Origin of the sequence: Agrobacterium bohemicum (assembly GCF_001562555.1) — a bacterium.
In the GTDB taxonomy this organism is placed as follows: domain Bacteria; phylum Pseudomonadota; class Alphaproteobacteria; order Rhizobiales; family Rhizobiaceae; genus Agrobacterium; species Agrobacterium bohemicum.
Genome location: NZ_KQ961029.1, coordinates 256,727 through 281,674, shown reverse-complemented (window position 1 = coordinate 281,674; position 24,948 = coordinate 256,727). Strand labels below are relative to the sequence as shown.

At 55.3% G+C, this 24,948-nt stretch carries 25 protein-coding genes, 1 tRNA gene and 1 pseudogene; 11 read left to right on the top strand and 16 right to left on the bottom strand.

The features are described 5' to 3' along the window. Positions 1 to 200: 200 nt before the first annotated feature. Positions 201 to 761: pseudogene (locus ATO67_RS23465) on the top strand (transposase); the annotation flags it as partial. A 166-nt stretch (positions 762 to 927) separates the two neighbouring features. On the opposite strand, the gene ATO67_RS13535 reads toward ATO67_RS23465, so the two are convergent. The 12 genes from ATO67_RS13535 to ATO67_RS13480 all read right to left on the bottom strand — a co-directional run bounded on the left by ATO67_RS13535 (position 928) and on the right by ATO67_RS13480 (position 11,879). Continuing rightward, positions 928 to 1,287, bottom strand: coding sequence for an MmcQ/YjbR family DNA-binding protein (locus ATO67_RS13535; RefSeq protein WP_067649796.1), 360 nt, complete (start codon positions 1,285 to 1,287; stop codon positions 928 to 930). Then, a complete protein-coding gene (coaBC, locus tag ATO67_RS13530) occupies positions 1,284 to 2,489 on the bottom strand; it encodes a bifunctional phosphopantothenoylcysteine decarboxylase/phosphopantothenate--cysteine ligase CoaBC (RefSeq protein ID WP_067649793.1) in 1,206 nt (401 codons plus the stop codon). The genes ATO67_RS13535 and coaBC overlap by 4 nt, the downstream gene beginning before the upstream one ends. A gap of 78 nt (positions 2,490 to 2,567) precedes the next feature. Then, the gene (deoA, locus tag ATO67_RS13525) at positions 2,568 to 3,878 is read right to left on the bottom strand and encodes a thymidine phosphorylase (RefSeq protein ID WP_067649791.1); all 1,311 of its coding nucleotides are present in this window, start codon (positions 3,876 to 3,878) and stop codon (positions 2,568 to 2,570) included. A 4-nt stretch (positions 3,879 to 3,882) separates the two neighbouring features. Beyond that, complete coding sequence (gene deoC, locus ATO67_RS13520) at positions 3,883 to 4,656, bottom strand: deoxyribose-phosphate aldolase (protein ID WP_067649789.1); 774 nt, start codon at positions 4,654 to 4,656, stop codon at positions 3,883 to 3,885. A 2-nt stretch (positions 4,657 to 4,658) separates the two neighbouring features. Then, entirely contained in the window at positions 4,659 to 5,447 is a 789-nt protein-coding gene (locus tag ATO67_RS13515) for a purine-nucleoside phosphorylase (protein WP_425352211.1), read from the bottom strand. An 11-nt stretch (positions 5,448 to 5,458) separates the two neighbouring features. Beyond that, complete coding sequence (locus ATO67_RS13510) at positions 5,459 to 5,848, bottom strand: cytidine deaminase (protein ID WP_067649786.1); 390 nt, start codon at positions 5,846 to 5,848, stop codon at positions 5,459 to 5,461. 3 nt (positions 5,849 to 5,851) lie between these two features. Then, positions 5,852 to 6,823 (bottom strand): ABC transporter permease, encoded by a 972-nt coding sequence (locus ATO67_RS13505; RefSeq protein ID WP_067649783.1) that lies wholly within the window; start codon positions 6,821 to 6,823, stop codon positions 5,852 to 5,854. Between the two features lie 6 nt (positions 6,824 to 6,829). Further along, on the bottom strand, positions 6,830 to 7,933 hold the full coding sequence (locus ATO67_RS13500; protein WP_067649780.1) for an ABC transporter permease: 1,104 nt from the start codon (positions 7,931 to 7,933) through the stop codon (positions 6,830 to 6,832). 19 nt (positions 7,934 to 7,952) lie between these two features. Then, positions 7,953 to 9,458: an ABC transporter ATP-binding protein gene (locus ATO67_RS13495; RefSeq protein ID WP_067649777.1), complete on the bottom strand. Its 1,506-nt coding sequence runs from the start codon at positions 9,456 to 9,458 to the stop codon at positions 7,953 to 7,955. An 83-nt stretch (positions 9,459 to 9,541) separates the two neighbouring features. Beyond that, on the bottom strand, positions 9,542 to 10,534 hold the full coding sequence (locus tag ATO67_RS13490; protein WP_067649774.1) for a BMP family lipoprotein: 993 nt from the start codon (positions 10,532 to 10,534) through the stop codon (positions 9,542 to 9,544). Between the two features lie 305 nt (positions 10,535 to 10,839). Beyond that, a complete protein-coding gene (gene msrA, locus ATO67_RS13485; protein ID WP_067649902.1) occupies positions 10,840 to 11,490 on the bottom strand; it encodes a peptide-methionine (S)-S-oxide reductase MsrA in 651 nt (216 codons plus the stop codon). A gap of 71 nt (positions 11,491 to 11,561) precedes the next feature. Further along, positions 11,562 to 11,879 (bottom strand): hypothetical protein, encoded by a 318-nt coding sequence (locus ATO67_RS13480; RefSeq protein ID WP_067649771.1) that lies wholly within the window; start codon positions 11,877 to 11,879, stop codon positions 11,562 to 11,564. Between the two features lie 232 nt (positions 11,880 to 12,111). On the opposite strand from ATO67_RS13480, the gene ATO67_RS13475 reads away from it, so the two are divergent. Continuing rightward, a tRNA-Ser gene (locus tag ATO67_RS13475) sits at positions 12,112 to 12,201 on the top strand. Positions 12,202 to 12,242: 41 nt separating this feature from the next. Here ATO67_RS13475 and ATO67_RS13470 read toward each other — a convergent pair. Then, complete coding sequence (locus ATO67_RS13470; protein WP_067649768.1) at positions 12,243 to 13,475, bottom strand: ROK family transcriptional regulator; 1,233 nt, start codon at positions 13,473 to 13,475, stop codon at positions 12,243 to 12,245. 264 nt (positions 13,476 to 13,739) lie between these two features. Between ATO67_RS13470 and ATO67_RS13465 the strand changes: the two genes are divergently transcribed. The 7 genes from ATO67_RS13465 to ATO67_RS13435 all read left to right on the top strand — a co-directional run bounded on the left by ATO67_RS13465 (position 13,740) and on the right by ATO67_RS13435 (position 19,875). After that, a complete protein-coding gene (locus tag ATO67_RS13465) occupies positions 13,740 to 14,762 on the top strand; it encodes a sugar ABC transporter substrate-binding protein (RefSeq protein WP_067649765.1) in 1,023 nt (340 codons plus the stop codon). 134 nt (positions 14,763 to 14,896) lie between these two features. Then, positions 14,897 to 15,961 (top strand): ABC transporter permease, encoded by a 1,065-nt coding sequence (locus ATO67_RS13460; protein WP_067649763.1) that lies wholly within the window; start codon positions 14,897 to 14,899, stop codon positions 15,959 to 15,961. An 11-nt stretch (positions 15,962 to 15,972) separates the two neighbouring features. After that, the gene (locus ATO67_RS13455) at positions 15,973 to 16,755 is read left to right on the top strand and encodes an ATP-binding cassette domain-containing protein (RefSeq protein ID WP_067649899.1); all 783 of its coding nucleotides are present in this window, start codon (positions 15,973 to 15,975) and stop codon (positions 16,753 to 16,755) included. Then, positions 16,752 to 17,381 carry a nucleoside triphosphate hydrolase gene (locus tag ATO67_RS13450; protein WP_067649760.1) on the top strand — a complete coding sequence of 210 codons (630 nt, stop codon included), beginning with the start codon at positions 16,752 to 16,754 and terminating at the stop codon, positions 17,379 to 17,381. Before ATO67_RS13455 ends, ATO67_RS13450 begins: the two co-directional genes overlap by 4 nt. Positions 17,382 to 17,478: 97 nt before the next feature. Further along, the gene (recF, locus tag ATO67_RS13445) at positions 17,479 to 18,603 is read left to right on the top strand and encodes a DNA replication/repair protein RecF (RefSeq protein WP_067649896.1); all 1,125 of its coding nucleotides are present in this window, start codon (positions 17,479 to 17,481) and stop codon (positions 18,601 to 18,603) included. Between the two features lie 40 nt (positions 18,604 to 18,643). Beyond that, positions 18,644 to 19,405 carry a molybdopterin-synthase adenylyltransferase MoeB gene (locus ATO67_RS13440; RefSeq protein WP_067649893.1) on the top strand — a complete coding sequence of 254 codons (762 nt, stop codon included), beginning with the start codon at positions 18,644 to 18,646 and terminating at the stop codon, positions 19,403 to 19,405. After that, positions 19,405 to 19,875 carry a GNAT family N-acetyltransferase gene (locus ATO67_RS13435; protein ID WP_067649757.1) on the top strand — a complete coding sequence of 157 codons (471 nt, stop codon included), beginning with the start codon at positions 19,405 to 19,407 and terminating at the stop codon, positions 19,873 to 19,875. The genes ATO67_RS13440 and ATO67_RS13435 overlap by 1 nt, the downstream gene beginning before the upstream one ends. A 6-nt stretch (positions 19,876 to 19,881) precedes the next feature. Here the strand turns inward: ATO67_RS13435 and ATO67_RS13430 are convergent, their stop codons facing one another. Continuing rightward, the gene (locus ATO67_RS13430; protein WP_067649754.1) at positions 19,882 to 20,886 is read right to left on the bottom strand and encodes a 2-hydroxyacid dehydrogenase; all 1,005 of its coding nucleotides are present in this window, start codon (positions 20,884 to 20,886) and stop codon (positions 19,882 to 19,884) included. Between the two features lie 184 nt (positions 20,887 to 21,070). On the opposite strand from ATO67_RS13430, the gene ATO67_RS13425 reads away from it, so the two are divergent. Then, positions 21,071 to 21,607: an SH3 domain-containing protein gene (locus ATO67_RS13425; protein WP_067649752.1), complete on the top strand. Its 537-nt coding sequence runs from the start codon at positions 21,071 to 21,073 to the stop codon at positions 21,605 to 21,607. Here the strand turns inward: ATO67_RS13425 and ATO67_RS13420 are convergent. Further along, entirely contained in the window at positions 21,600 to 22,592 is a 993-nt protein-coding gene (locus ATO67_RS13420; RefSeq protein ID WP_067649751.1) for an adenosine kinase, read from the bottom strand. The two genes, ATO67_RS13425 and ATO67_RS13420, sit on opposite strands and share 8 nt — an antisense overlap. 349 nt (positions 22,593 to 22,941) lie before the next feature. On the opposite strand from ATO67_RS13420, the gene ATO67_RS13415 reads away from it, so the two are divergent. Continuing rightward, complete coding sequence (locus ATO67_RS13415; protein ID WP_067649749.1) at positions 22,942 to 23,886, top strand: AEC family transporter; 945 nt, start codon at positions 22,942 to 22,944, stop codon at positions 23,884 to 23,886. Here ATO67_RS13415 and ATO67_RS13410 read toward each other — a convergent pair whose 3' ends face one another. Beyond that, a complete protein-coding gene (locus ATO67_RS13410; RefSeq protein WP_067649747.1) occupies positions 23,887 to 24,906 on the bottom strand; it encodes a class I SAM-dependent methyltransferase in 1,020 nt (339 codons plus the stop codon). Between the last annotated feature and the right edge of the window lie 42 nt (positions 24,907 to 24,948).

The following is a 24,948-nucleotide window of genomic DNA, read 5'->3' as shown; positions in this document are numbered from 1 at the left end:
GTCAGGCTCATAACCTGAAGGCCGCAGGTTCAAATCCTGCCCCCGCAACCAAAAATTCCCAAAAGCCAAATAAAGCCCAATCACGTGGCTTTCTGTGTTCATGACTACCGGATTGATCAGTGCGGCATATGAGGTCTTCCAGAAAAGGTCCGCTCGCTGAGAAAATCCGGACCCCTCTTGCCAAATGCAAACGTCACGATCATCACTTTCTTATCCTGCACCAACACACGAGCAAAAAAGACTGGCCATGCGATTGATCAAAGTCATCCAGAACGTTCTGGAAAGGCGACAACGTTGGTTCAAGAAGTAACCCAATCCCGACCCGGGGCGGCTCGTGTGTGCATCGGCGAAACCTGGGCCACTATAAATATGGCCCGTACTCATGGGCTATACCGCAAAGCGAGCAGTTGCGGATGGGTTTTTCTCACGGTTGTCGCAAGACGACGACAGTGGTTGCCGGCCGACGCAATACGGGAATGGTCGCGCCACTTGTTATCGACGCATCGATCAACGGTGAATTGTTCAAGTCGTATGTCGCTCAGGTTCTGGCTCCGACATTGAAGCCGGGTGACGTCATCATCCTCGATAATCTGTCCAGCAGCAAACAATCGAGAGCAAGCAATTGATCGAAGCGGTCAGCGCGAGGATGATATTCCTTCCGTGCTACAACCCGGATTTCAATCCCATTGAGAATAGAGTTTTTCAAGCTTAGAGCTCTCCTGCGAAAAGCAGCCGAGAGAACAGTCACCGGGCCGGGCGATCACACGAGCGTTTCGGTTTATTCGTCCAGTGTTTGAAGGAGAGTTTGTAGCGACAAGCGTATGCCGCTGCCCTGTTCGGCGCGAAATTTTGCAACGTCTATATCGCAGCAGCCGATCTGATGGTGATGGTATTGAAATGCTACGGCGCTGATAATTATGCCTGATCTCAGCTCAACCTGATACCGAGTTCCGTTCGCACTTTTTTGGTCAATCCACACGCTACCAACTCATAAGACCGGCGGACATAGTGTTCTACCTCCATTGGCTCTAGCGGAGCATCATCGGAAATGGAAATCCATTTGCGCTTCGCAAAATAGGGTGCCTGACTTACTCCATGCATTTGGGTGAGAATTTCGAAGCTTTCTTCAGAGCATTTAACGACGAGACGCCAGTTCTCTCGCTCTCCTAGAACTGCGAATACCTTCCCTCCGACTTTGGCAACATGAGAATCCCATTGGTCGACAAAACTGACGCCCGGCCATTTTTCCAAGATCAAATCGAAATTTTGACGGTCGAACAGGCTCATGAGATTTTTTCCGCGATCAATGCTGCAAGGTTTCTTGCCACTTCATGTTTGTCGAGATCTGGCCAGATGTCTGTTCCGGTTCTGGAAATAATCTTCACTCTGTTCCTGTCACCGCCCATTACGCCACTGGCGGTGGACACGTCGTTGGCTACGATGATATCTGCACCCTTTCTTTCCAGCTTTAAGCGTCCATTTTTTTCAATATCCTGTGTTTCTGCCGCGAAGCCGATGACGATATTCGGCCTGTTTGCGTGATGACCGACGATTTTGAGAATATCGGGATTTTCCGTCAATTGCAGAGCCATGGGTTGGTTCATGGACTGTTTTTTAATCTTCTGATCCACAGATGTTGTCGTACGCCAATCGGCAACTGCTGCGACCATCACAGCAATGTCGGCAGGCAAATGTGACAAGACGGCGTCAAGCATTTCTTCGGCGCGCTCAACATGGATGGTCGCAACTTGTTGAGGATCATCTATCGCCACCGGGCCGGATATGAGTGTTACATTTGCACCGAGCTCGGCTAATGCTACCGCGATAGCATGGCCTTGCTTGCCTGAAGAGCGGTTGGCAATGTAGCGCACTGGGTCGATCGGCTCATAAGTGGGGCCGGAGGTAACGATGGCTTTTTTCCCCGCTAGCGGTTTGGGTCTGTCATCCAGCACTCTTTCGGCGGCCTCAACGATCTGCAGCGGCTCTCCCATGCGGCCAAGGCCAGCCTCCCCCTTTTCAGCCATCTCACCCGCCATGGGCCCGGTGAAGTGGACACCATCGGCTTTTAGCGTTTCAGTATTGCGTTTTGTCGCTTTTGCGGCCCACATTTTGGGGTTCATCGCAGGGGCAACCAGTACCGGGCGGTCCGTCGCAAGCAGGACTGTCGAAGCCAGATCGTTTGCCAATCCGTTTGCCATTTTTGCCATCAGATCGGCGGTCGCGGGCGCGACGATCACCAGATCACAATCTCGCGCCAATCTGATATGACCGACATCCTGCTCATCCTGCCGTGAAAACAAATCTGTGAAGACATGGGTGGCGGACAGAGCGCCGACGGCGAGTGGAGTGATAAATTCCTTTGCGCTCTCCGTCATCACCGGGGTGACCTTCGCGCCACGCTCTCTCAGGCGCCTGATAAGATCGAGACTCTTGTAGGCCGCGATGCCGCCGGAAATGATAAGGAGGATGTGTTTGCCTGAAAGTACCATAATGCCGGTCCGTTTCCCGTTTGAGGGCGAACCTAAGCCCTTGGCTTTCAAAGTGCAATCTCGCTATAGCTAAAGCGCTTAGCCAACACGCCCTTGTATGATGGGGGGTACTGTGACTGGGACAGGCGACATTGAGAATGCATTTAAAACGGTAACGATCGCGCGCTCGGCGTCCTGTTCTGTCGCGGCATGGACGATGGCCATTGGCTGGCCTTTTTCCACACGCTCTCCCAAGGGCAGAATGTCAGAAATACCGACCCTATGATCGATTACATCCTTCGGAAGACGTCTTCCACCGCCGAGCTCGACAATGGCCATGCCGATGTCTCGGGTTTGACAGGATGAAAGCCACCCTGTGACTGGAGCTGGAACAGGCAAGATGTGAGGCGCGCGTTGAATATACTGGCCAGGCTTTTCGACGAAATCCTTCGGCCCACCAAGAATGGCGACCATACGGCCGAAGTGCTCTATTGCCGCCCCGCTTGCCAGCGCATGCCGAACTTTTCTTTCGGCATCAACCAGATTTGAAACGACATCAGACTGAACCAGCATGTCGGCTGCGAAGGCGAGAACCAGTGTTTCGATGCGTGTACCACCCTTTTTGCCATCGAGAAAATCAAGGCAATGAATGATTTCCAGTGCGTTTCCGGCTGCATCTGCCAATGGTTGATTCATATCTGTCAGCAGAGCCGATGTTTGCACGCCCGCACCATTGGCCACATCCACCAATGAACGGGCCAGCATCTCGGCGTCCTCGGTGCTCTGCATAAATGCGCCATTGCCGAATTTGACATCCAGAACCAATGTCTCAAGTCCCGCAGCTAGCTTCTTCGACAGGATGGAGGCTGTGATCAATGGGACTGAATCGACGGTCGCCGTTACATCGCGAATGGCATAGAGACGCTTGTCGGCGGGAGCGAGATCGCCCGTCTGGCCGATAATGGCGCAGCCGACCTCAGCGACTGCGCGGCGAAACAACGTTTCGTCGGGCATAACGTTGTAGCCGGGAATCGCTTCCAGCTTATCGAGCGTACCGCCGGTGTGGCCAAGCCCCCGGCCCGAAATCATCGGCACGGCCAATCCGCAGGCTGCGACGATGGGTGCAAGCATGAGCGAGACATTATCGCCAACACCCCCTGTGGAGTGCTTATCCGCGATCGGCTTGCCGATTCCTGCCCATGAAAGAATATCGCCACTATCACGCATGGCGAGGGTTAGAGCGATCGTTTCGTCACGGGTCATCCCACGAAAGAAAACCGCCATGGAGAAAGCTGCTGCCTGTCCCTCGGAAATTGCACCGGTGGAAAGAGCTGCGATAAAGTCTCCAATTTCGCCCGCCGTCAGTATCGCGCCATCGCGTTTGCGGCGGATGATTTCCTGTGGGATCATGCGTTCAATATCCGCTGGACGCTTTTGCCGGCTCGTCCCCTGCGAGAACATTCAAGATATCGTCCAGAATTCCGGAGGCACCGAAACGGAATGTCGACGGCATCGCCCAATTGGGCTGCATGATCGTCTCAGCAAGGCGCAGATACAACGTAGCATCCGCAACCGTCCCGATACCACCAGCAGGCTTGAAACCCACCTTCTTTTTGCTGTCTCTGATGGACTGCAACATGATGTCTGCCGATTCCAACGTGGCATTGATGTTCACCTTGCCGGTAGAGGTTTTGATGAAATCAGCACCCTCGGCTATGGCGATTTCGGACGCCCGCCTGATCAACGACTTGTCTTTTAATTCGCCCGTTTCGAGAATGACCTTGAGTAAAACAGGCGTTGTGCAAGTCTTGCGTACTGCAGCTACCATCGTTGAGACCGCAGCTTCATCGCCTGCGATGAATTTTTTGTAGGGAATGACGAGATCGATTTCGTCGGCGCCATCAGCGATCGCGCGCCGCGTTTCTTCAACGACCGTTGCCACGTCAGAATCGCCAGCCGGGAAATTTACGACAGTTGCAATGCGAATGGTGTGATTGTTGCCGAAGGCCGCGCGTGCCTGAGCGACAAATCGCGGCCAGATGCAGATGGCAGCGGTGGTGCCATATTGCGTGTGGGCCCTCTGGCACAAAGCAGCAATCTGCTCCGGCGTGCAGTCTTCCTTCAAATTTGTGAGGTCCAATAGGGACAAGGCGAGAGCGGCAGCTTCACGCGGGCGCTGAAGTTCCATGCTCAATTTCCTCCAGAAATCATTTCCGTTAAAATCGCGGCCAGTCTCTTGCCGCCAATCGGCGCCATGTCTTTCGTTTCGTCATGACTTAATTCTTCGCCAGTCATTCCGGCACCGTAATTGGTAATAACCGAAGCGGCCGCAACGCGCATCCCGAAAAATCGTGCGAGAATGGCTTCTGGCACGGTTGACATGCCGACCGCGTCTGCACCGAGCGTTCGGGCCATACGGATTTCCGCAGGCGTTTCGAAACTTGGACCAGAAAACCACATATAAACGCCGGTGAATAAAGGAACAGTGGCGCGAATGGCAGCATTGCGCATGGCAATCGAAAGTTCCGCGTCATAGGCACTGGTCATACCCACGAAGCGCCGATCGGTTTCTTCACCGATCAGCGGGTTCATGCCGGAATAATTGATATGGTCGGTAACCTGCATGACCGACCCCGGTGGCATGTCTTGTCTGACGGAGCCTGCCGAATTCGTCAGAATGAGCGATTGTACGCCGATGCCTGCGAGAGCTTCAATGGCTGACCGCATGGCCGCCGCATCGCCTTTTTCATAATAGTGGACACGGCCTGCAAGCATGAGGACGGGCTGTCCGCCGAGATATCCCGCCACAAGTTCGCCCGCATGACCGGAAACGGCACTCTCCGGAAAGCCAGGAATATCCGAATAGGGGACACGGATAGCGTCTGAGACCTCGTCCACCAGAGAGCCGAGCCCGGAGCCGAGGATAATGGCGGTTCGTGGCACAAGCCCGTTCAGCCTGTCAACGAGAACGTCGATCATCGCATGATCCATCAAGCAAGCTCGGTCTTGAAACTGAAGGGCAAAAGCTCTTCCATGGTCATGACCTTTTGAACGCCAGCCTCATCACAAAGATAGATTTTAGTATCGGCAGAGGCGAATTCTGCGATTTTCTGGCGGCAGCCACCGCAGGGTGGGCAAAGAGCCAGCTTTTCGGCGATGACTGCGATCTCTGCGATTTTCTTGGCGCCACCCATGATCATGGCGCTGATGGCGGATGGTTCCGCACACCAGCCTTGTGGAAAGGAAAGGTTCTCGATGTTGGTGCCTTTGTAAATCCTGCCGTCTTCGGCGCGGATGGCTGCACCGACCGGAAACTTGGAGTAAGGCGCGTGCGCAAAGCTCATAGCATCGCGGGCTGCTTCGAAAAGCTCGTGAGACATGGACTAACGCTCCTTTGAATAGGCGACGCCACCGGCCTTCGGCGGTTTTGCAACGCCAATGAACCCGGCCAGCAGAATACAGGTGAGGATATAAGGCAGCGCCTGGAAGATTTGAACAGGAACTTCGCCAATGCCGGGTATTGTTTTGCCCTGCATGAAGTTCGCTATCGCGTCCAGAAAGCCGAACAGCAGGCACGCAAACATGACTGGAACGGGCTTCCACTTGGCGAAGATCAGCGCGGCCAACGCAATATAACCCTTACCGGCAGACATGTTGGCAATGAAGGCTGCCGATTGCGCGACCGCGAGATAGGCTCCTGCAAAGCCGCAGAGAAAACCGGCAACAATGACGGCGCGGAAGCGCATCCATGCCACGGAAATGCCTGCCGTATCCACAGCGCCGGGGTTTTCACCGACGGCACGAAGACGAAGACCAAAGCGCGTGCGGTAGAGAACCCACCAGGAAATAGGCACGGCGAGAAAGGCGAGGTAAGTCAGGATATTGTTGCCGGAAATGACGTTGGCGTAAAGCGGCCCGATAAAAGGCACTTCGCGCATCATATCCACGCCCGGCAGTATGATGGGAGAGAAGCGGCCTTCGCCGGGGATTTGCGGTGTACGACCGCCTTGCCCGAACCATGCCTGTCCCAGAACCACCGTCAGACCGGCGGCAACGAAGTTCAGCGCCACGCCGGAGACGATCTGGTTGCCGCGATTGGTAATGACAGCAAAGCCATGTACCAGCGAGAAAAAGATCGCGGTGCCAATGCCTGCGGCAAGTCCAGCCCATGGATTTCCCGTAAGATAGGCAACGCAAGCAGACGCGAAAGCCGCAGCCAGCATCTTGCCCTCAAGGCCGATATCGAACACGCCTGCGCGTTCGGAAAACAGTCCGGCCAGTGCCGTAAAAAAAAGCGGGATTGTCAGACGAACGGTCGAACCGAGAATGCTGATCAGCATATCGAAGGTTTCCATGGGCCGTTACCTCTTCACGAATTGCTGATAGATGTGCACGAGCGCGGGGCGATACATAAATTCAAGCGCGCCCGCAAAGAGGATGACGAGGCCCTGAATGACGACGATCATCTCGCGGGTGATATTAGGCATTTCAAAGGAAAGATCTGCGCCACCCTGGTAGAGTATACCGAAAAGCAATGCCGCAAATACGATGCCAAGCGGGTGGCTGCGCCCCATCAGCGACACGGCAATGCCGACGAAACCGGCACCCCCCACGAACTCCACTTGCAGCCGAGCGGACGCACCCATGACCGGGTTCAGCGCCATCATGCCCGCCAGACCACCGGAGATCAGCATGGCGATGATGACAGTGCGTGAATAGGGAATGCCAGCATAGACCGCAGCGGAGGGGCTGATGCCGAGCGTACGCATCTCATAACCCAGTTTGGTGCGCCAGATGAGCACCCAGACCAGAAAAGCCGCAACCAGCGCAATGATGAATGACACGTTGAAGGGGGCAGGTCCAAGTTTCAGACCGAACATTGCCATCAGCCAGTCCAGTTTCGGCAATTGTCCACCTGGCAGAAAAGTACGGGTTTCAGGGGCCATCTTACCTGGTACGATCAGCACATTCACCAGTAGGTATACCATCAGAGCCGCGGCTATGAAGTTGAACATGATGGTGGTGATGACGACATGGCTGCCGCGTTTCGCTTGAAGCCAGCCCGGAATGAAGGCCCAGGCGGCGCCGAACACCGCGGCACCGATGACGGCAAACGGCATGGTTACGTACCAGGGCACGTAGCGGTCCAGTGCAAGTGCCACAAGTGCTGCGCCTAAACCGCCAATGTAAGCCTGACCTTCGGAGCCGATGTTGAAGAGCCCAGCATGAAAAGCGACGGCCACCGACAGGCCGGTGAAGATGAAGCTCGTTGTGTAGAATAGTGTGAAACCAATGGCATCACCCCGGCCCAGCGCACCTTCGATCAAAAGCTGCAGGGCGGCAAAGGGATCTTCGCCGATGCCCCACACGACGAGACCGGAAATGACGAATGCGGTGAGAATATTCAAAAACGGCAGAAGGCCGTAGGACATCCAGTTGGGAAGAGGGACGGAAGCTGTACTCATGAGCTTTAAAGCCTTTGCCTTATGCGGCGATGCCGGCCATCATCAGGCCCAGCGTCTGTTCTTCGGCTTCCGCCGTTTTCTCTCCAACGACCCGGCCCGCGAACATCACCAGAATACGATCCGACAACGACCGTATCTCATCAAGCTCCACGGACACCAGCAGAATTGCCTTGCCGGCATCACGCATTTCGATGATGCGGCGATGGATAAACTCGATGGCACCGATATCGACGCCACGTGTTGGCTGGCCGATGATCAGCATGTTTGGATCACGCTCAATCTCGCGCGCAACGACGATCTTCTGCTGGTTGCCACCTGAGAAATTGGCAGTTTTCAAATTCGCATTTGGCGGGCGGATATCGTATTTCTCGATCTTTTCGATAGCATCCTTACGAATGGCTTCTGGATTGAGGAACGGTCCCTTGCCGTAACGCTCGTCGCGGTGATAGCCGAGGATGGAGTTTTCATACTCCTCGAACTTCAACACCAGCCCCATGTGATGACGATCTTCCGGAATATGGGCCAAGCCCAGCTTGCGCAGCACTGCGGGATCGACCTTGTCGACCGTCTTGCCGCCCATCAGAATTTCACCGGAATACGGTTTGCGAATACCAGCGATGGCCTCCAGCAGTTCCGACTGGCCGTTGCCAGCCACACCGGCAATGCCGACGATTTCGCCAGCGCGCACATCGAAAGATACGTCATCCACCATGGTCACACCACGGCTATCCTTGACAGTCAGATTGCGCACGGAGAACAGAACGTCGCCAGGATTGGCTTCTCCTTTTTCAACGCGCAGCAGGACACGGCGACCAACCATGAGTTCAGCGAGTTCTTCGACCGTGGTCTCGGACGTCTTGCGGGTCGCAACCATTTCGCCGCGACGCATGACGGAGACGTCATCGGTGATGGCCATGATTTCGCGCAGTTTGTGGGTGATGAGAATAACTGTTTTGCCCTGATCGCGCAGCACGCTCAAAATCTTGAAAAGATGATCGGCTTCGGCGGGTGTCAAAACCCCTGTCGGTTCATCCAGAATAAGGATTTCGGCACCACGATACATCGCCTTGAGGATTTCCACACGTTGCTGCAATCCAACCGGCAAATCCTCGATGATCGCGTCAGGATTGACCTCAAGGCCGTATTCGTCTTCGAGACGCTTCAATTCCTTGCGGGTCGCAGCTGTGCCTTTTGCAAGCAAAGCGCCGCCTTCGGCACCCAGCATGATATTTTCAAGCACCGAGAAATTTTCGACCAGCATGAAGTGCTGGTGAACCATGCCGATGCCTGCATCGATCGCCGCCTGGCTGTCTCTGATATTGACGGGTTTGCCGTCAATGCGGATTTCTCCTGAATCGGCAGAATAAAATCCATAAAGAATCGACATCAGTGTCGATTTTCCGGCCCCGTTTTCACCGATGATGCCATGGATCGTTCCCTTGGCAACGGTGAGATTGATATTTTTATTGGCATGCACGGTGCCGAATTTTTTATCGATACCGACAAGCTCGATTGCAGGTTCCATCGTCAACCCAAATGTCTCCGGAGGCTGGATATGAAAAGGGCGCAACGCGAAATCCGCGATGCGCCCGTCTTCTACAAATCACATCACTTTGGGCAAGACTTGTCCGACATGTAGTCGTGAACCTTGACAGTACCGGCAATGATGTCCGCCTTCGCCTTTTCAACGGCAGCAGTCATTTCAGGGGTAATCAGAGCCTTGTTGTTGTCATCAAGCGCGTAAGCAACGCCGTCTTCCTTGACGCCGAGAGACGTGACGCCAGCGGTGAACTTGTCGTCCTTGGTGTCCTTGAACGCGTTATAGACAGCAAGATCGACGCGTTTGACCATCGATGTCAAAACCGAACCGGGGTGCAGGTGGTTCTGGTTGGAATCGACGCCAATCGAGTACTTTTTGTTATCGGCCACCGTCTGGAGAACGCCGAGACCGGTGGCACCTGCCGCTGCGTAAACGACGTCAGCACCCTGGTCGAGTTGGTTCTTTGTCAGCTCACCGCCACGAACCGGGTCGTTCCAGGCGGCACCCGTTGTACCGGTCATGTTCTGGAAAACTTCGATCTTGTCGTTGGCGGCCTTGGCACCTTGCGCATAACCGCAAGCGAACTTGCGGATTAGCGGAATATCCATGCCGCCGATGAAGCCAACTTTGCCGGTCTTGGACGCCATACCGGCTAGAAGGCCGACGAGGTAAGAGCCTTCCTCTTCTTTGTAAACAACGGAGCGCACATTCGGCAGCTCGACGACGGAGTCGATAATCACGAACTTGGTGTCGGGAAACTCGGCAGCCACCTTTTCCATAGCGGATGTCCAGGCAAAAGACACAGCAACGACTGGATTGAAGCCACGGCTCGCGAAGTTTCGGATCGCCTGCTCACCCTGTGTATCGCTGGTCGGCTCGAAATCGCGGTATTCGGTGCCGGTCTCCGCCTTGAATTTTTCTGCGCCTGTCGCGGCGGCTTCGTTGAACGACTTATCGAATTTACCGCCCGTGCCATAGACCAGCGCAGGCTTGATATCCGCAGCCAAAGCGGAAGCCGACATCGCGGCCAGCGCGAAAAGCGTCAGAAGGGATTTTTTCATTGTGCAGCCCTGTTGTTACAGTTTGGTTTTTTAAAGGGTCCTCCCGCAAACCCGGTTACGGGCATGTCTGCGGAACTGCCAGCCTTTTCTAGACTGTGCGTGGGCATATCCTTGCACGGCTGCAAGAAAAATTCATCCGGTTTTTTTTACCCGGTGGAAAAACCCTTAACTGCTGCTTTCTAGAGCAATAGGCTTAAAAAAAGGGATGCGGCGTTGCGATAACGATAGGCAGCACGGGTGAGGCGAGAAAGCCCTGCGGGGAAACCCGCGAACCCAGTCGCCTCACCGCTGATCGGTGCGCAGGCCTAGCTGATATTGCAGCTCACACCGGTTCCGCGTAGCCCGCAATATCCGCCGGGATTTTTTGCCAGATATTGCTGGTGATAGTCTTCTGCATGATAAAAAATATCCAGTGGCCCGATTTCCGTAGTGATCGCTTGCCCGTGGCCGGCATCCTTCAATGCCTGCTGGAATAGGTCTCGGGCCGCCTTGACCTCAGCCAGCTGCGACTCGCTGGTGGTATAGATGGCGGATCTATAGGTGGTACCGACATCATTGCCCTGGCGCATGCCCTGTGTCGGGTCATGCTCCTCGAAGAATGTCTTGAGCAATGCGGCCAACGACACCTTCGCCGGATCGAATACGACCTTCACCATTTCCGTGTGACCTGTCAGCCCCGTGGTCGTTTCCTGATAGGTAGGATTTCGCGTGATACCCCCGGCATAACCGACAGCCGTGACCCACACGCCCGGTGTTTTCCAGAACAGACGCTCCGCCCCCCAGAAGCATCCCATTCCAAGATAGATCGTCTCCAGATTATCGGGGTAGGGGCCTTTCAACGGATTGCCGTTGACGAAATGATGTTCCGGGATCGGCAGAGGCTCATCACGGCCGGGATAAGCGGTCTCCGGTGTGGGCATGACGGTTTTTTTAGACATCGTGTCAAATCCGAACATTGCAGTCTCCTTGCGCGCCCGAACGGGGCCGCCCTCTGGTTTCAGCATGAATATGCGTGACGATGGCCGCATTAAGCGGCAAAGCGGCCAATGGCTCTTTGCTTCTTGTACCCAGCCATCCAAAACAGCAGTGACAGGGTAAGAAGAACTGCAAAAGCTGGAACCATCGACAGGCCATTTTCGACCCAACGCCACGCTTCGGGATGAATATAGTGCGCGACCCCGCCTTCTACCATGGTGACCGAAGCAGGAAAAAATTTGACCCACGCGTCTTGCGTGCTCATCAAGTCGACGGACGACGTCGAGACGGAGCGGATCGAATCCAGAACGCCGACGCCAACTGCCGCAGCCAGAAATAAGAAACTGATGAACCGGAAAACCGTTTTCATGGATGGCTGCTCCGATGATTATTGCAAAACTGCGAGCCGATTGGCACGCTGGGCTTTGGCCCAGAACTCACTGGATAATGTGGCTAAACCGCCTTTGCAATCCACATCGGTACCAAGCAATTGTTGCACAAATAAAAAAACTGTCAGATTCGGGTTGATCCCAGCGAATTCATCGGTATATATCGCGCCGTTCCAGTGATTTGCAGTTTTCACAAAATGCAGATGTTTAGACGGACAGGTGGCCGAGTGGTTTAAGGCGCACGCCTGGAACGCGTGTGTGCGTGAAAGCGTACCGTGGGTTCGAATCCCACCCTGTCCGCCATCCCTTCCAGATATCAAATCAGCTATACAAGCGTTATTCGTTTATGCGGTCGTTTCTTTGAACAGAACGTTCTGGTCCAGAAGATAACGTGAAAACAACGGCAGGCTTGCGCCACCGATTGCACGTGCCTGGCTGCCAACAGCACCCTCTCGTATTTCCGGCACGACGACGCCTTGTAGGTCGTGCAAATCCAGCGCCTTTTTGGTTGCCGCAACGATCCGTGCGCGTACCCAGCTGGGAAAGCCGCCATCAATGATGACGGAAGCGAAATCGATGATCGATGCCGCGGCGAGTACTGCCTGGGCGAGGGCCGCGGCGGTGTTTTGTATCCATCGCTCCAGTGGCTCTCCGAAGTCGATCCAATCGTCAGGGGAAAACCACAGGGGCTTCGGGTCTACGTGATGTTCACGCAACATGTCTTCCAGCACGAAGATCGACGCGATCTTGAGTAATGGGACAGTGGAGCCATCCCGCCCCTGAACGGGTAGCGGGCCGATAGCACCCGCTGCACCGGTTCGCCCGGAAAACAGGGCGGAGTTCAGCACCACGCCTCCGCCGATAAACGATCCTATGAAAACGTAGAGAAAATCAGGATAATTCTGGCCGGACCCGAAAACCAGTTCTGCACCGCAAGCGCTGGTCGCATCGTTTTGAAGGAAAACAGGGTAACTGACCTGATCGGCGATTTCCGCCCTCAAATCCACGCCACGCCAGCGGTCCATTTCTTTTTGTGGCGCACCGACCTCCTGCGCCCAGCTCCACATCTCGAAGGGCGCGGCGATGCCGATGCCAGCAATCCTCTCTCGTTCATCCTCTGACAGCCGTGCCTCAAGCTCCGCCATGCCATTGATGACGAAAGGCAATATCCATTCCGGCATGGGGTAAGGGTAGGTGTTGCGGAGCTTCAGTCTGATCCGGCCGACGAAATCCATCAAAACGAGATCGACGCTACGTCGACCGATCTTGACGCCGAATGAGAAAACCGCATCGGGATTCAGCCGCATGGGGGTGGACGGTTGACCGACCTTGCCACGCAAACGCTCACCGCGAACAAGAAGCCCGTCGCTCTCAAGTGAGCGCATGATGACAGACACCGTTTGCGCTGAAAGGCCGCTCCTGCGGGCAATTTCCGCTTTCGAAAGCCCGCTGTGTCGCCGCACAAGGGAGAGAACAAGGCGCTCATTGTAGGCGCGCACACGGACTTGATTGGCTCCCCCACTCAAATCTGGTGCGTTCGCTGGCGTGTGCCGTGTGGCTTCCGCTGAGCGTGTCATAATTTTCCTCCTCAGTGACGACATTGACGTCGTCAGCCTCTGTACTGCGCAACCACCGTTTAAGCGAAAAGCAGTTCCTCCAAACACACTTTTCAACGGTTACTAAAATTATAACATGCCACATGGAATTAATAATTCAATTGGATTTATTTATTGACACGCTGTTGTTTTGATGTTTCCATCTGCGCCAGTGGCACCCGATCTAGGAGGAGAAGGGCCGCATAAGTCGCTTCAACGAGAAGCACTCATCACTGGGAGGACTACATGAAAAGCACCGTTTCCGCCTTTCTCGGCGCGCTCGCGCTTGGCGTTTCTTTTGCATCTTTTGCATCCGCTGCCGATGTTTCGGCCTGCCTCATCACCAAAACCGACACGAACCCCTTCTTCGTAAAAATGAAGGAAGGCGCGACAGCCAAGGCAAAAGAACTCGGCGTTACGTTGAAATCCTATGCCGGTAAGGTCGATGGCGACTCCGAGAGCCAAGTTGCCGCGATCGAGTCCTGCATTGCCGATGGCGCAAAGGGTATCCTGATCACTGCATCCGACACCAAGGGTATCGTGCCGACTATCAAGAAAGCACGCGACGCTGGCATTCTCGTCATCGCGCTCGACACCCCGCTCGACCCCATTGCGTCTGCCGATGCGACCTTCGCAACAGACAACCTGCTCGCAGGCAAACTGATCGGTGAGTGGGCAAAGGGAACCATGGGCGACAAGGCAAAGGACGCTAAAGTTGGCTTCCTCGACCTTACCCCTGACCAGCCAAGCGTCGACGTTCTGCGCGACCAGGGCTTTATGATCGGCTTCGGCATTGACCCGAAAGACCCGAACAAGATCGGCGACGAAGTCGATCCCCGCATCGTTGGCCATGACGTGACCAACGGCAATGAAGAAGGCGGCCGTAAGGCTATGGAAAACCTTCTCCAGAAGGATCCAGGCATCAACGTCATTCACACCATCAACGAACCTGCCGCGGTTGGCGCTTATCAGGCCCTTAAGGCAGTCGGCATGGAAACGAACGTGCTCATCGTTTCCGTTGACGGCGGTTGCCCCGGCGTTAAATCGGTCCAAGACGGCGTGATCGGCGCGACATCTCAGCAATATCCTCTGATGATGGCAGCGCTTGGCGTGGAAGCGATCAAGAAGTTCGCCGACACAGGTGAAAAGCCAAAGCCAACCGAAGGCAAGTCATTCTTCGACACAGGCGTTTCGCTTGTCACCGACAAGCCGGTTTCCGGCGTTCCAGCCATCAGCGTCAAGGAAGGCCTTGCCAAGTGCTGGGGTTGATAGCCTCTATCGATTAATGTGGGCTGGTCGGGATCAAGTCCCGGCCAGTTTCGCCAAGAAGATTTCGCTGTCAGATTACCCGGCTCAATAACGGGCGCCTTGAAGGGCTGTGCTGGCGGGCGGCAGGAGGAAACATGAGCGGAATACAGGAATTCGAGAAAGTGCTGGATTCAAGCGACAAGAATGTCGCTTCATTCGACCAGCAAAAGATTTCACCCTTCAAGCGCGCGCAGCACTTCCTGCACTCGACCCCTGCGGCGGTGCCGCTGATCGTGTTGATATTGTCGGTCGCCATCTTCGGTCTCACGATCGGCGGGCGCTTCTTTTCATCCTATACTTTGACCCTTATTCTTCAACAGATCGCGGTTGTCGGCATTCTCGGTTCAGCGCAGACGTTGATCATTTTGACCGCCGGTATCGACCTTTCGATTGGTGTCGTGATGGTCATTTCATCCGTGGTCATGGGCAATTTTGCCGTCACCTACGGCTTGCCGACAGGCGTTGCGATCCTCGCAGGCTTTGTGGTTGGCGGATTGTGCGGCTTCTTTAACGGCTTTCTTGTCGCCGTGGTCAAATTGCCACCCTTCATTGTCACGCTGGGATCATGGAATATCGTCATGGCGACGAATTTCATCTATTCTGCGAACGAGACCATACGCGACACGGATGTAGCCCAGAACGCGCCGCTGCTTCACCTCTTTGCCACGAACTTTCGTGTCGGAACCGCAATCTTCACGCTTGGCGTGATTGCCATGGTCGTGCTGGTCGGCGTCCTTTGGTACGTCCTTAATCATACGGCATGGGGTCGTCACGTCTATGCGGTGGGTGATGATCCCGAGGCGGCGAAGCTGTCCGGCATTCAGACGCGCAAGGTTCTCTTGAGTGTCTACACGGTCGCCGGCGTTATCGCAGCCTTTGCGGCCTGGGTCGCCATCGGTCGTAACGGCTCCATCTCACCGTCCGCTGCGGTGACCGACTATAATCTTCAGGCTATTACTGCGACTGTGATTGGCGGCATCTCGCTGTTTGGCGGGCGTGGTTCCATTCTTGGTACACTGTTTGGGGCCATGCTCGTTGGCGTCGTTTCCATGGGTCTCAACATGCTGGGTGCAGATCCCCAGTGGAAAGTCATGCTGACTGGCTGGCTGATCATCGCCGCTGTCGGAATTGACCAATGGATCAGAAAGGCAGGCGTGTGATGGCCGTGGATATGACAAAGCAACCCATTCTCTCTGCCCATGGCCTGTTTAAGCGCTATGGTCGTGTGACAGCTCTCGACAACGCCGATTTCGATTTGTACCCAGGCGAAATCCTCGCAGTCATTGGCGATAACGGTGCTGGCAAATCCTCCCTGATCAAGGCTCTCTCCGGTGCTGTCCGCCCGGACGAAGGTGAAATCAGGTTGGAAGGCAAGCAGGTACAGTTCAAGACTCCATTGGAGGCCCGCGACGCCGGTATCGAAACCGTCTATCAGAACTTGGCGCTTTCACCCGCGCTGTCGATCACTGATAACATGTTCCTCGGGCGCGAACTCAGAAAGCCCGGCTTCATGGGCACAGTGCTTCGCAAGCTGGACCATGCTGCAATGGATAAGTTTGCGCGCGAAAAGCTCTCCGAACTCGGGCTGATGACCATTCAGAACATCAACCAGTCGGTGGAAACCCTCTCAGGTGGCCAGCGGCAAGGTGTAGCTGTTGCAAGAGCCGCAGCTTTCGGCTCCAAGGTCGTTATCCTCGACGAACCGACGGCGGCCCTGGGTGTCAAGGAAAGCCGGCGCGTGCTGGAGCTTATTCTGGACGTTCGCTCCCGCGGTATGCCTATCGTCCTCATCTCGCACAACATGCCGCATGTGTTTGAGGTCGCAGACCGCATTCACATTCATCGGCTCGGAAAGCGCCTCTGCGTGATCAATCCGAAGGAATACACAATGTCGGATGCTGTCGCCTTCATGACGGGTGCCAAGGAGCCTCCAAAGGAAACTATGGCCGCATGACTATGACACTCGGTGCGCTGACCGATGCTATCGTGCAGCGCGCGTCGGGAAATTCCCGCTTCATCGTCGCCATTGCCGGTCCCCCAGGGGCCGGCAAATCCACTTTGGCCGATGCACTTTACTGTGAACTGACCAAGCGTGGCGAAAAAGCCGAAGTTCTGCCCATGGACGGGTTCCATATGGACAACGGCATTTTACGTGAGCGCGGCCTTCTTGCCCGTAAAGGCGCTCCCGAAACGTTCGACGTGCGCGGTTTCTTCGATATCGTCAACGCGGTGCGAAAGGCAGATCAGGACGTTCTGGTACCGGTTTTCGACCGCGCCCGGGAAATCGCCATCGCATCTGCACGCTCCGTCTCTTCTGAAACGCGGTTCATTCTCGCGGAAGGGAACTATCTTCTGTTGAATGAGCAGCCGTGGATTCAACTGAAAAACAGCTTTGATCTTTCCATTTTCGTCGGACCAAGCGTGGAGGTTCTCGAGCAGCGCTTACGAGATCGCTGGATCGGATACGGATTGGACGAAGCGGGCATTGCCGCAAAACTCTATGGCAATGATTTGCCAAACGGCAAGCGCGTGGTTCAGAACGCGCAAGAAGCTGATATCAAGATCGATATATGGGAGTAGGGACTTCCTCCCTCAGATACTGCTCTGTTCGTGAAAATTCGTTCCGCTTTTCCAGCGCATGCTGTAGGTCATGAGCGATTACGATTCTGGAAGCGGCATGACCAGCAAGGTTTTTCTCACAAGGTTGAAACTGAACGCATTTCGCAATTATGCGGAGGCTTCACTGCGACTTGACCAGCGGCATGTGGTGCTGACCGGCGACAATGGTTCCGGCAAGACCAACCTGCTGGAGGCGATTTCCTTTTTATCGCCGGGACGGGGTTTGCGTCGTGCGACCCTGTCCGATGTTACGCAGGTGGGTGCGGAAAACATCGGCTTTTCGATCTTTGCCGAGGTGACCGGCATGGATGGCGACGTCGCGATTGGTACAGGCGTCGAGGGTGAAGGCGAAACCCTTTCCCGCCGGTTGCGACTGAATGGGACGCCGGTTAAATCCGTGGACGAATTGACCGACCACCTCCGTGTCTTGTGGCTTACGCCCTCCATGGACGGGCTTTTCACCGGCTCCTCGTCTGACCGGCGCCGTTTTCTCGACCGGCTGGTCTTGTCACTCGATCCCAGCCATGGACGCCGTGCGAGTGATTTTGAGAAAGCCATGCGCGGGCGCAATCGCCTTTTGTCAGATGGCCGTTTCGACCCGCTCTGGCTGGAAGGCATCGAAAAGCAGATGGCAGAGCTTGGTATCTCTATGGCGGTCGCGCGTCACGAGATGCTGGGTTTGCTGAGAGCACTGATTGAAAGCCGTGAGAACGATGCCAATTTCCCGACCGCATCGCTGACTTTGTCTGGCTTTATGGACGGCGAATTTCACCGTCCTGCCGTCGATCTGGAGGATGAATATCTCGCATTGTTGAAGGACAATCGTTACCGCGATGCCGGTGCCGGGCGTACGCTGGAGGGTCCGCACCGTGCCGACCTCTATGTTCGTCACGCTGAAAAGGACATGGACGCCGGTCGTTGCTCCACGGGTGAACAGAAGGCGTTGCTTGTTGGGTTGATCCTGGCTCATGCGCAACTAACGGCCAATATGACGGGCCATGCGCCGGTGTTGCTGTTGGATGAGATCGCTGCCCATCTGGATGAAGGCCGCCGCGCCGCACTGTTCGATCTCATTCACGCACTCGGCGGTCAAAGCTTTATGACCGGAACGGATGCATCGATGTTTTCAGGGCTGCAGGACAGGGCGCAGTTTTTCAACGTTTCCGATGGAAGCATCGGTTGATAATGCTTACATCCTCTTGAAAATCACCGGAGACGCGATCTTGGACCCCTTGAGCCCAGAGGAAATCGAACGCTATAAAAGACATATCCTGCTGCCGGAAATCGGCGGCGTTGGCCAGCAGCGGCTGAAAGCAGCGAAGGTACTGGTCATAGGCGCGGGCGGTCTGGGGGCGCCAGTGCTTTATTATCTGGCAGCAGCGGGCGTTGGAACGCTCGGCATCATCGATGACGACATTGTTTCATTGTCCAATCTCCAGCGTCAGGTCATTCATGACACAGGCACGATCGGGCAGCATAAAACGGAGAGTGCCCGTCGGTCTATTGCTCGGCTCAACCCACATGTGCGGACAATTCATTTTGAGGAGCGCTTCTCCCTAGTATGGGCACATGACCATCTGAAGTCTTTCGATCTGGTCATCGATGGCTCCGACAATTTCGATAGTCGCTATGCCGCAGCGGATGCGGCAGAGACAGCCAAAGTGCCTCTGGTGACGGGGGCGGTGGGTCGATTCGATGGTTCCGTTACCGTTCTCAAACCCTATGAGACGGGATCGGAGGGCATGCTATTACCCGGCTACCGGGATTTGTTCCCAACGCCTCCGCCGCAGGGCGTTGTGCCGTCTTGCGCCGAAACGGGTATCATTGGGGCGCTGACCGGTGTCATCGGCACGATCATGGCGATGGAAGCGATCAAGCTTATCACGCAGACCGGTGAGCCACTTATAGGACGCCTGCTTCTATACGATGCGCTGGCGTCCTGCTTCGACACGGTTCGCTACAAGCGGCGGCAGGAAAACGCCTGATGAACATTGTCAGAATAGACCAGAGCTTTGGGCGCTTCGATGAAGTACTGACGTTGATTCGATCCTCTTTCGCTTATATGGATGGCGTCATTGATCCTCCGTCTTCTGCGCATCACCTCACATCAGCAAGGTTGATGCAAAAAGCGAAGGACGAAATTGCGTTCATAGCGCTTGAAGATGCAAGCATGTTGGGCTGTATTTTCTGCCGACCTGAAGCAACGAGCCTGTATGTCGGCAAGCTTGCAGTTTCTTTGACAGCACAAGGGAAAGGCGTGGGACGCGCGCTATTGACCAAGGCCGAAGACACTGCGTCCCGCTTGGGCCTCATGGCACTGCGGTTGGAAACACGCATTGAACTGACCGGGAACCACCAGAGGTTCTCGGCGTGGGGTTTTGCCAAGACGGCGGAGAACTCCCACCCTGGCTATGACAGTATCACCTCTATCGAAATGACCAAACGTCTGGACTGAAGCTCTTCAGCTGCGGCCCGGAAGCACCCGGTTGGGTGGACGGTGGCCATCGTAAAAAGCGCGGATGTTGATGATGACCTTGTCACCCATATCGATCCGGCCTTCGATGGTTGCCGAGCTCATATGTGGCAGCAGAACCACCTTGCCTTCTTTCGCAAGCTTGATGAGCTTCGGGTTTACGACAGGTTCATTTTCGAAAACATCAAGCCCTGCGCCCGCAATCTTGCCATCCCGCAAGCATTGGATCATGGCGGCTTCGTCGATGATATCGCCGCGCGCGGTGTTGACGATGTAGCTCGTCGGCTGCATCAGCGCCAAATGACGTGCGGAAATCAGGTGATACGTTGCCGGTGTCGAAGGGCAGTTGACCGAGACGATATCGACCCGCGCGAGCATCTGATCGAGACTGTCCCAATAGGTCGCTTCGAGCTCGGCTTCCGTTGCCGGGTTGACGCGCTTGCGGTTGTGGTAATGGATGGAAAGACCAAAAGCCTTGGCGCGGCGGGCGACGGCGGTGCCGATACGTCCCATACCGACGATGCCGATGCGTTTTCCAGACAAACGCCTGCCCAGCATCCACGTGGGTGACCAGCCGCCCCATTCGTCGGATCCGTTGGCTAGCACGCGGGTTCCTTCGACCAGTCTGCGCGGAACAGCCAAAACGAGGGCCATTGTCATATCGGCGCTGTCTTCCGTCAGAACGTTCGGGGTGTTGGTTACGGTAATTCCCTTGCGGGCGGCAGCATCAACATCGATGTGATCGGTTCCGTTGGAAAAACCGGCGATCAGTTTCAGTTGCGGGCCAGCCTGATCAATCATCTCAGCCGTGATCCGGTCTGTCACGGTCGGCACCAGAACGTCCACTGTCTGCATCGCCGCAACCAGTTCCGTCTTCGTGCGCGGAGCATCTTCGATGTTCAGTTCCGCGTCGAACAACTCGCGCATGCGGGTTTCGACCAGATCCGGTAATTTGCGTGTCAAATAAACGGATGGTCTCTTTTTATTCGTCATCGTCAGCAGGCACCTTGTTCAGAGGTCATTAACCAGAAAGAGCGATAATTTCATTTACCACGGGCGTTTCTACCAGACCCAACGACGAAGACAAACAAATCTCGCATGTCGCAGTCGCAGCCTTTAGAAACGATGTCCATGATCACTATTCTCTATTGCTAAAAAGCAAGGAACGGAAACCGGCATGCGTAGCATTGTTTCGATTATCTGCATTGCATTGTCGCTGGGTTTTATCGATGCCGCAAGCGCGCCCGCATATGCGCAGGGTGCAGCCAAGGGTGCGAGTGGCCTGCCGCTACCTCGATTCGTCAGTCTCAAGTCGCGACGCGTCAACATGCGCATCGGGCCCAGCACGGATTATGCGGTGTCATGGATGTACATGAAATCAGGCATGCCTGTGGAAATTATCCAGGAATACGAAAACTGGCGGCGCATTCGTGATGCGGATGGCACAGAGGGCTGGGTCAACCAGGCACTTCTGTCTGGCGAGAGAACGGCTGTCGCCGCGCCCTGGATGCGCGGCAAGGGTAAGGACGTATTTGTTAACATGCGCCGCGAAGCGCAATCCGGTGCTGCCGTCATTGCCCGGCTGGAGCCAGGCGTTCAGATCAGCATCGGCGAGTGCAATGGCGACTGGTGCCGCGCCCATACCGGTCAGGTGACAGGATGGGTTTCGCAAGGTGAAATTTGGGGTGCTTATCCCGGCGAGGCCTTTAAATAAGGCCGTGCTTTGCTGCTAATGCTTTCAGCGAGGACATAGGTCGCGGGCCCACTTGCTGAATGACGGCGGCGGCGGCGAGGCAACCCAGCTTGCCGCTGTCCTCCAGTGAACGACCCTGCGTGTAGCCGAACAGGAAGCCGGAGGCGAAGAGATCGCCCGCACCCGTGGTGTCCACAACATCGTGCACGGGATAAGCCTCGACTTTCACGCGCTCGTTTCCACGAATGATCGTGGCACCTTCTTCGCTCATGGTCACGGCTGCGATCTTGCAGTCAGCCGCAATTTTTGTCAGCGCAAGCTCAAAATCATCGGTTTCATAAAGAGAGAGCGCTTCCTGCTTGTTTGCAAACACAATATCTACCGTGCCTGAGCGCATCAGGTCCAGAAACTCATCGCGATAGCGACCAACGCAGAAGCTGTCAGAGAGCGTCATGGAGACTTCTCGACCGTTTTCATGGGCAATGCGGGCGCAATCGCGAATAGCGTCTTTGGCGCGCGGTGGGTCCCATAGGTAGCCTTCGAAATATGTGACCTGGGACTGTGCAACGACAGCTGGTTCGACATCTTCAGGGCCGAGATCGACGCAAGCGCCGAGATAAGTGTTCATCGAGCGTTCGCCGTCTTCGGTGACGAAAATCATCGAGCGTGCCGTCGGCGGGAATGTGCCTTGCGGTTTGGTTTCGAAATAAACACCTTGAGCGCGGATGTCGTGCTGGAAAATCTCCCCGAGCTGATCTTCGGCCACCTTGCCGAAATATGCCGCACGCCCACCAAAATTCGCGATGCCCGCTGCCGTGTTTCCGGCGCTGCCACCTGATGCCTCCAATGCCGGGCCCATCAGCGAATAGAGCAGTTCGGCACGCTCCGCATCGATCAGGTTCATAGCGCCCTTGGTGATGCTATTGACATTGAGAAAAGCATCATCGCAGCGGGAAATGATGTCCACGATGGCGTTGCCAACGGTCAGTACGTCGAATTTTGTCATGTGCCTCTCGTCCGAACCGCATCGACCGATGCGTTATCCAGAACTCGGTCTTAAAGATTTCTGCCGACATGAAAAGCCAAAACCTCATTCTGGAGGGCGTCCGGTACATTCTTGACGTTAAATTTCGTCGTCATGCACCTGTCATTGAGCATTGTTATAAAACGCGCGTCGCTTCGCCACGGATGTACTGGCACAGCGTGCGGGATGAAGGCGGGGGTAACCCCGCTTTTTTCTTGCGCTCTTTTTCGTCGCTGTTCGATTGCGAGGAGTAAGGCAAAATCATTTGTTTGCCTGTGCCATATGCGTTAGACCGAACGCATCCCTGTAAGGCCCGCGAAAGTCCTCCCCCATGTACGCTGTCGCCGTCAATGTCGCGCCGATCTTTCTTCTCATCCTCATTGGCTGGCTGACGGTCAAAGCGAAGCTTTTCAAGGCGGAAGCTGGCGACGTCCTGAGCGACTTCGTGTTCAAGATCGCAGTCCCAACCCTGATTTTCCGGACGCTGGCGGCTGCCGATTTTCACGGTGCATCACCCTTCAAGCTCTGGCTTACCTACTTTACCGGTGTAGCCATCACCTGGACGGCAGGGCAGTTGGTGACGCGGCATATGTTCAAACAGGACCTGCGGGTTAGCGTCATTGCCGGTATCTCATCGGCGTTCGCCAACAATATCTTCATCGGTCTCCCACTTGTCGGACGCTCCATTGGCAGTGACGGTATCGTTGCCATTTCCATTCTTCTTGTGGTCCATCTGCCAATCATGATGATTGCAGGAACCATTTTAATGGAGAATGCGACCCACAAAGTCACCGGTGGAGAAAAACGTAGCGCATTTGCCGTCTTGAAGCAGGTAGGGCGCAATCTCGCGCAGAACCCGCTGGTGATCGCTCTCGCGTTAGGTCTTGGCTTCAATATGATAAGTGTGCCTATGCCCACGGTGATGATGACTGTTATCGATCAGATCGCTGGCATGGCGGCCCCGGCCGCATTGATCTCGCTCGGTATGGCGCTAACCAAATATCCCATTCGCGGCAATCTGCGCATTGCGGTCACGATGACAGCTTTCAAACTGGTTCTAATGCCGGCCTGCGTATGGTTGACCGCACATGCGCTGGGGTTAAGTCCTGCATGGACCGCGGCACTGGTTCTGACGTCCTGCGTGCCAACGGGTATCAATTCATGGCTGCTGGCCAACCGCTTTGGTATCGGCCACAGCATCGCTGCCTCCACGATCAGCATTTCCACCTTGTTTGGTGTGCTGACCGTGTCGTTCTGGGCATGGCTGCTCAGCTGATCATTTTTGTGCGCTCAGCACCTTGAAGCGGGAGTTGCGGCACACTTCCTGGCTGGAACGGAATTCAGTCGACAAAACCGTCTCATAGGGCATGCCGCGATTGGCAACCAGCAACAGCTTGCCGCCGCTACGCAAAGCGGTTGCGGCAGTTTTGATCAGCGCCTGACCAAGAGCGGGCTCGGACGCCTGTCCGGTTGTGTGGAATGGCGGGTTCATGATGATAAGGTCGTATTTTTCCTTCGGCGGCTCGGCGGCCAAATCCTGCCAGAAGAAACGTGTCGCCAAACGCGGGCAATTTTCCAGCATGTTGGTTTTTGCATATTCAAGAGCGTTCCAGTCAGCCTCGAACAGATCGATACGCGCTGTACGCGGTGACTTTTCAGCCAGCATAACGGAAAGGTAGCCCCAGCCGGCGCCGAAATCTGCCGCATTGCCGTCGAAGTCAGCGGGGAAACGCGAGGCCAGAAGTTCCGAGCCACCATCCACACGGTCATGCGAGAACATGCCGGGCAGGGCCGTGAAGCGGTTTTCGATCGTTGCAATTTCCTGCTTGAGCTTGGAAACGGCCGTTGAGACCTCTTCCGGTCTTTTGAACCAGATGGCAACGCCGTGATATTTGGGTGTCGAATCTGCTTCGATGCCGAGTTTAGACAGGGTCTTGCGCAGGGTGGCGATGCCGTCTTCTTTGGAACCAGCAGCTACGATCATGCCACCGGCTTTCACACGGCTCAGAGCTTCGGCAACCCGATTTTCATTTTCACCACGATGCTTGCCGCACAAGATGAGTGCGCTATCGAAATCCTCGCCGGAAAGGTCGGGTGTGACCTCGGCACCTTGGGCCTGCAACGCGCGGTAAAGCGGACGCTGGCTTTGGACTGCGGTAATCGTGGCATCAAAGCCTTCCAGACGCGGCGCGCCTGCTTCTGCGCCTAGAAACAATACGCGCTCCCCTTGACCGGGTGCATCCAGCATCTGCGCAGCGAAGGGGTGGAACAGGGTTTTAATGGCGTCACGGCTCATGGGGTGGTTCCTAAGGTCAAATAGAAAAAAGGCGCGGGGAAA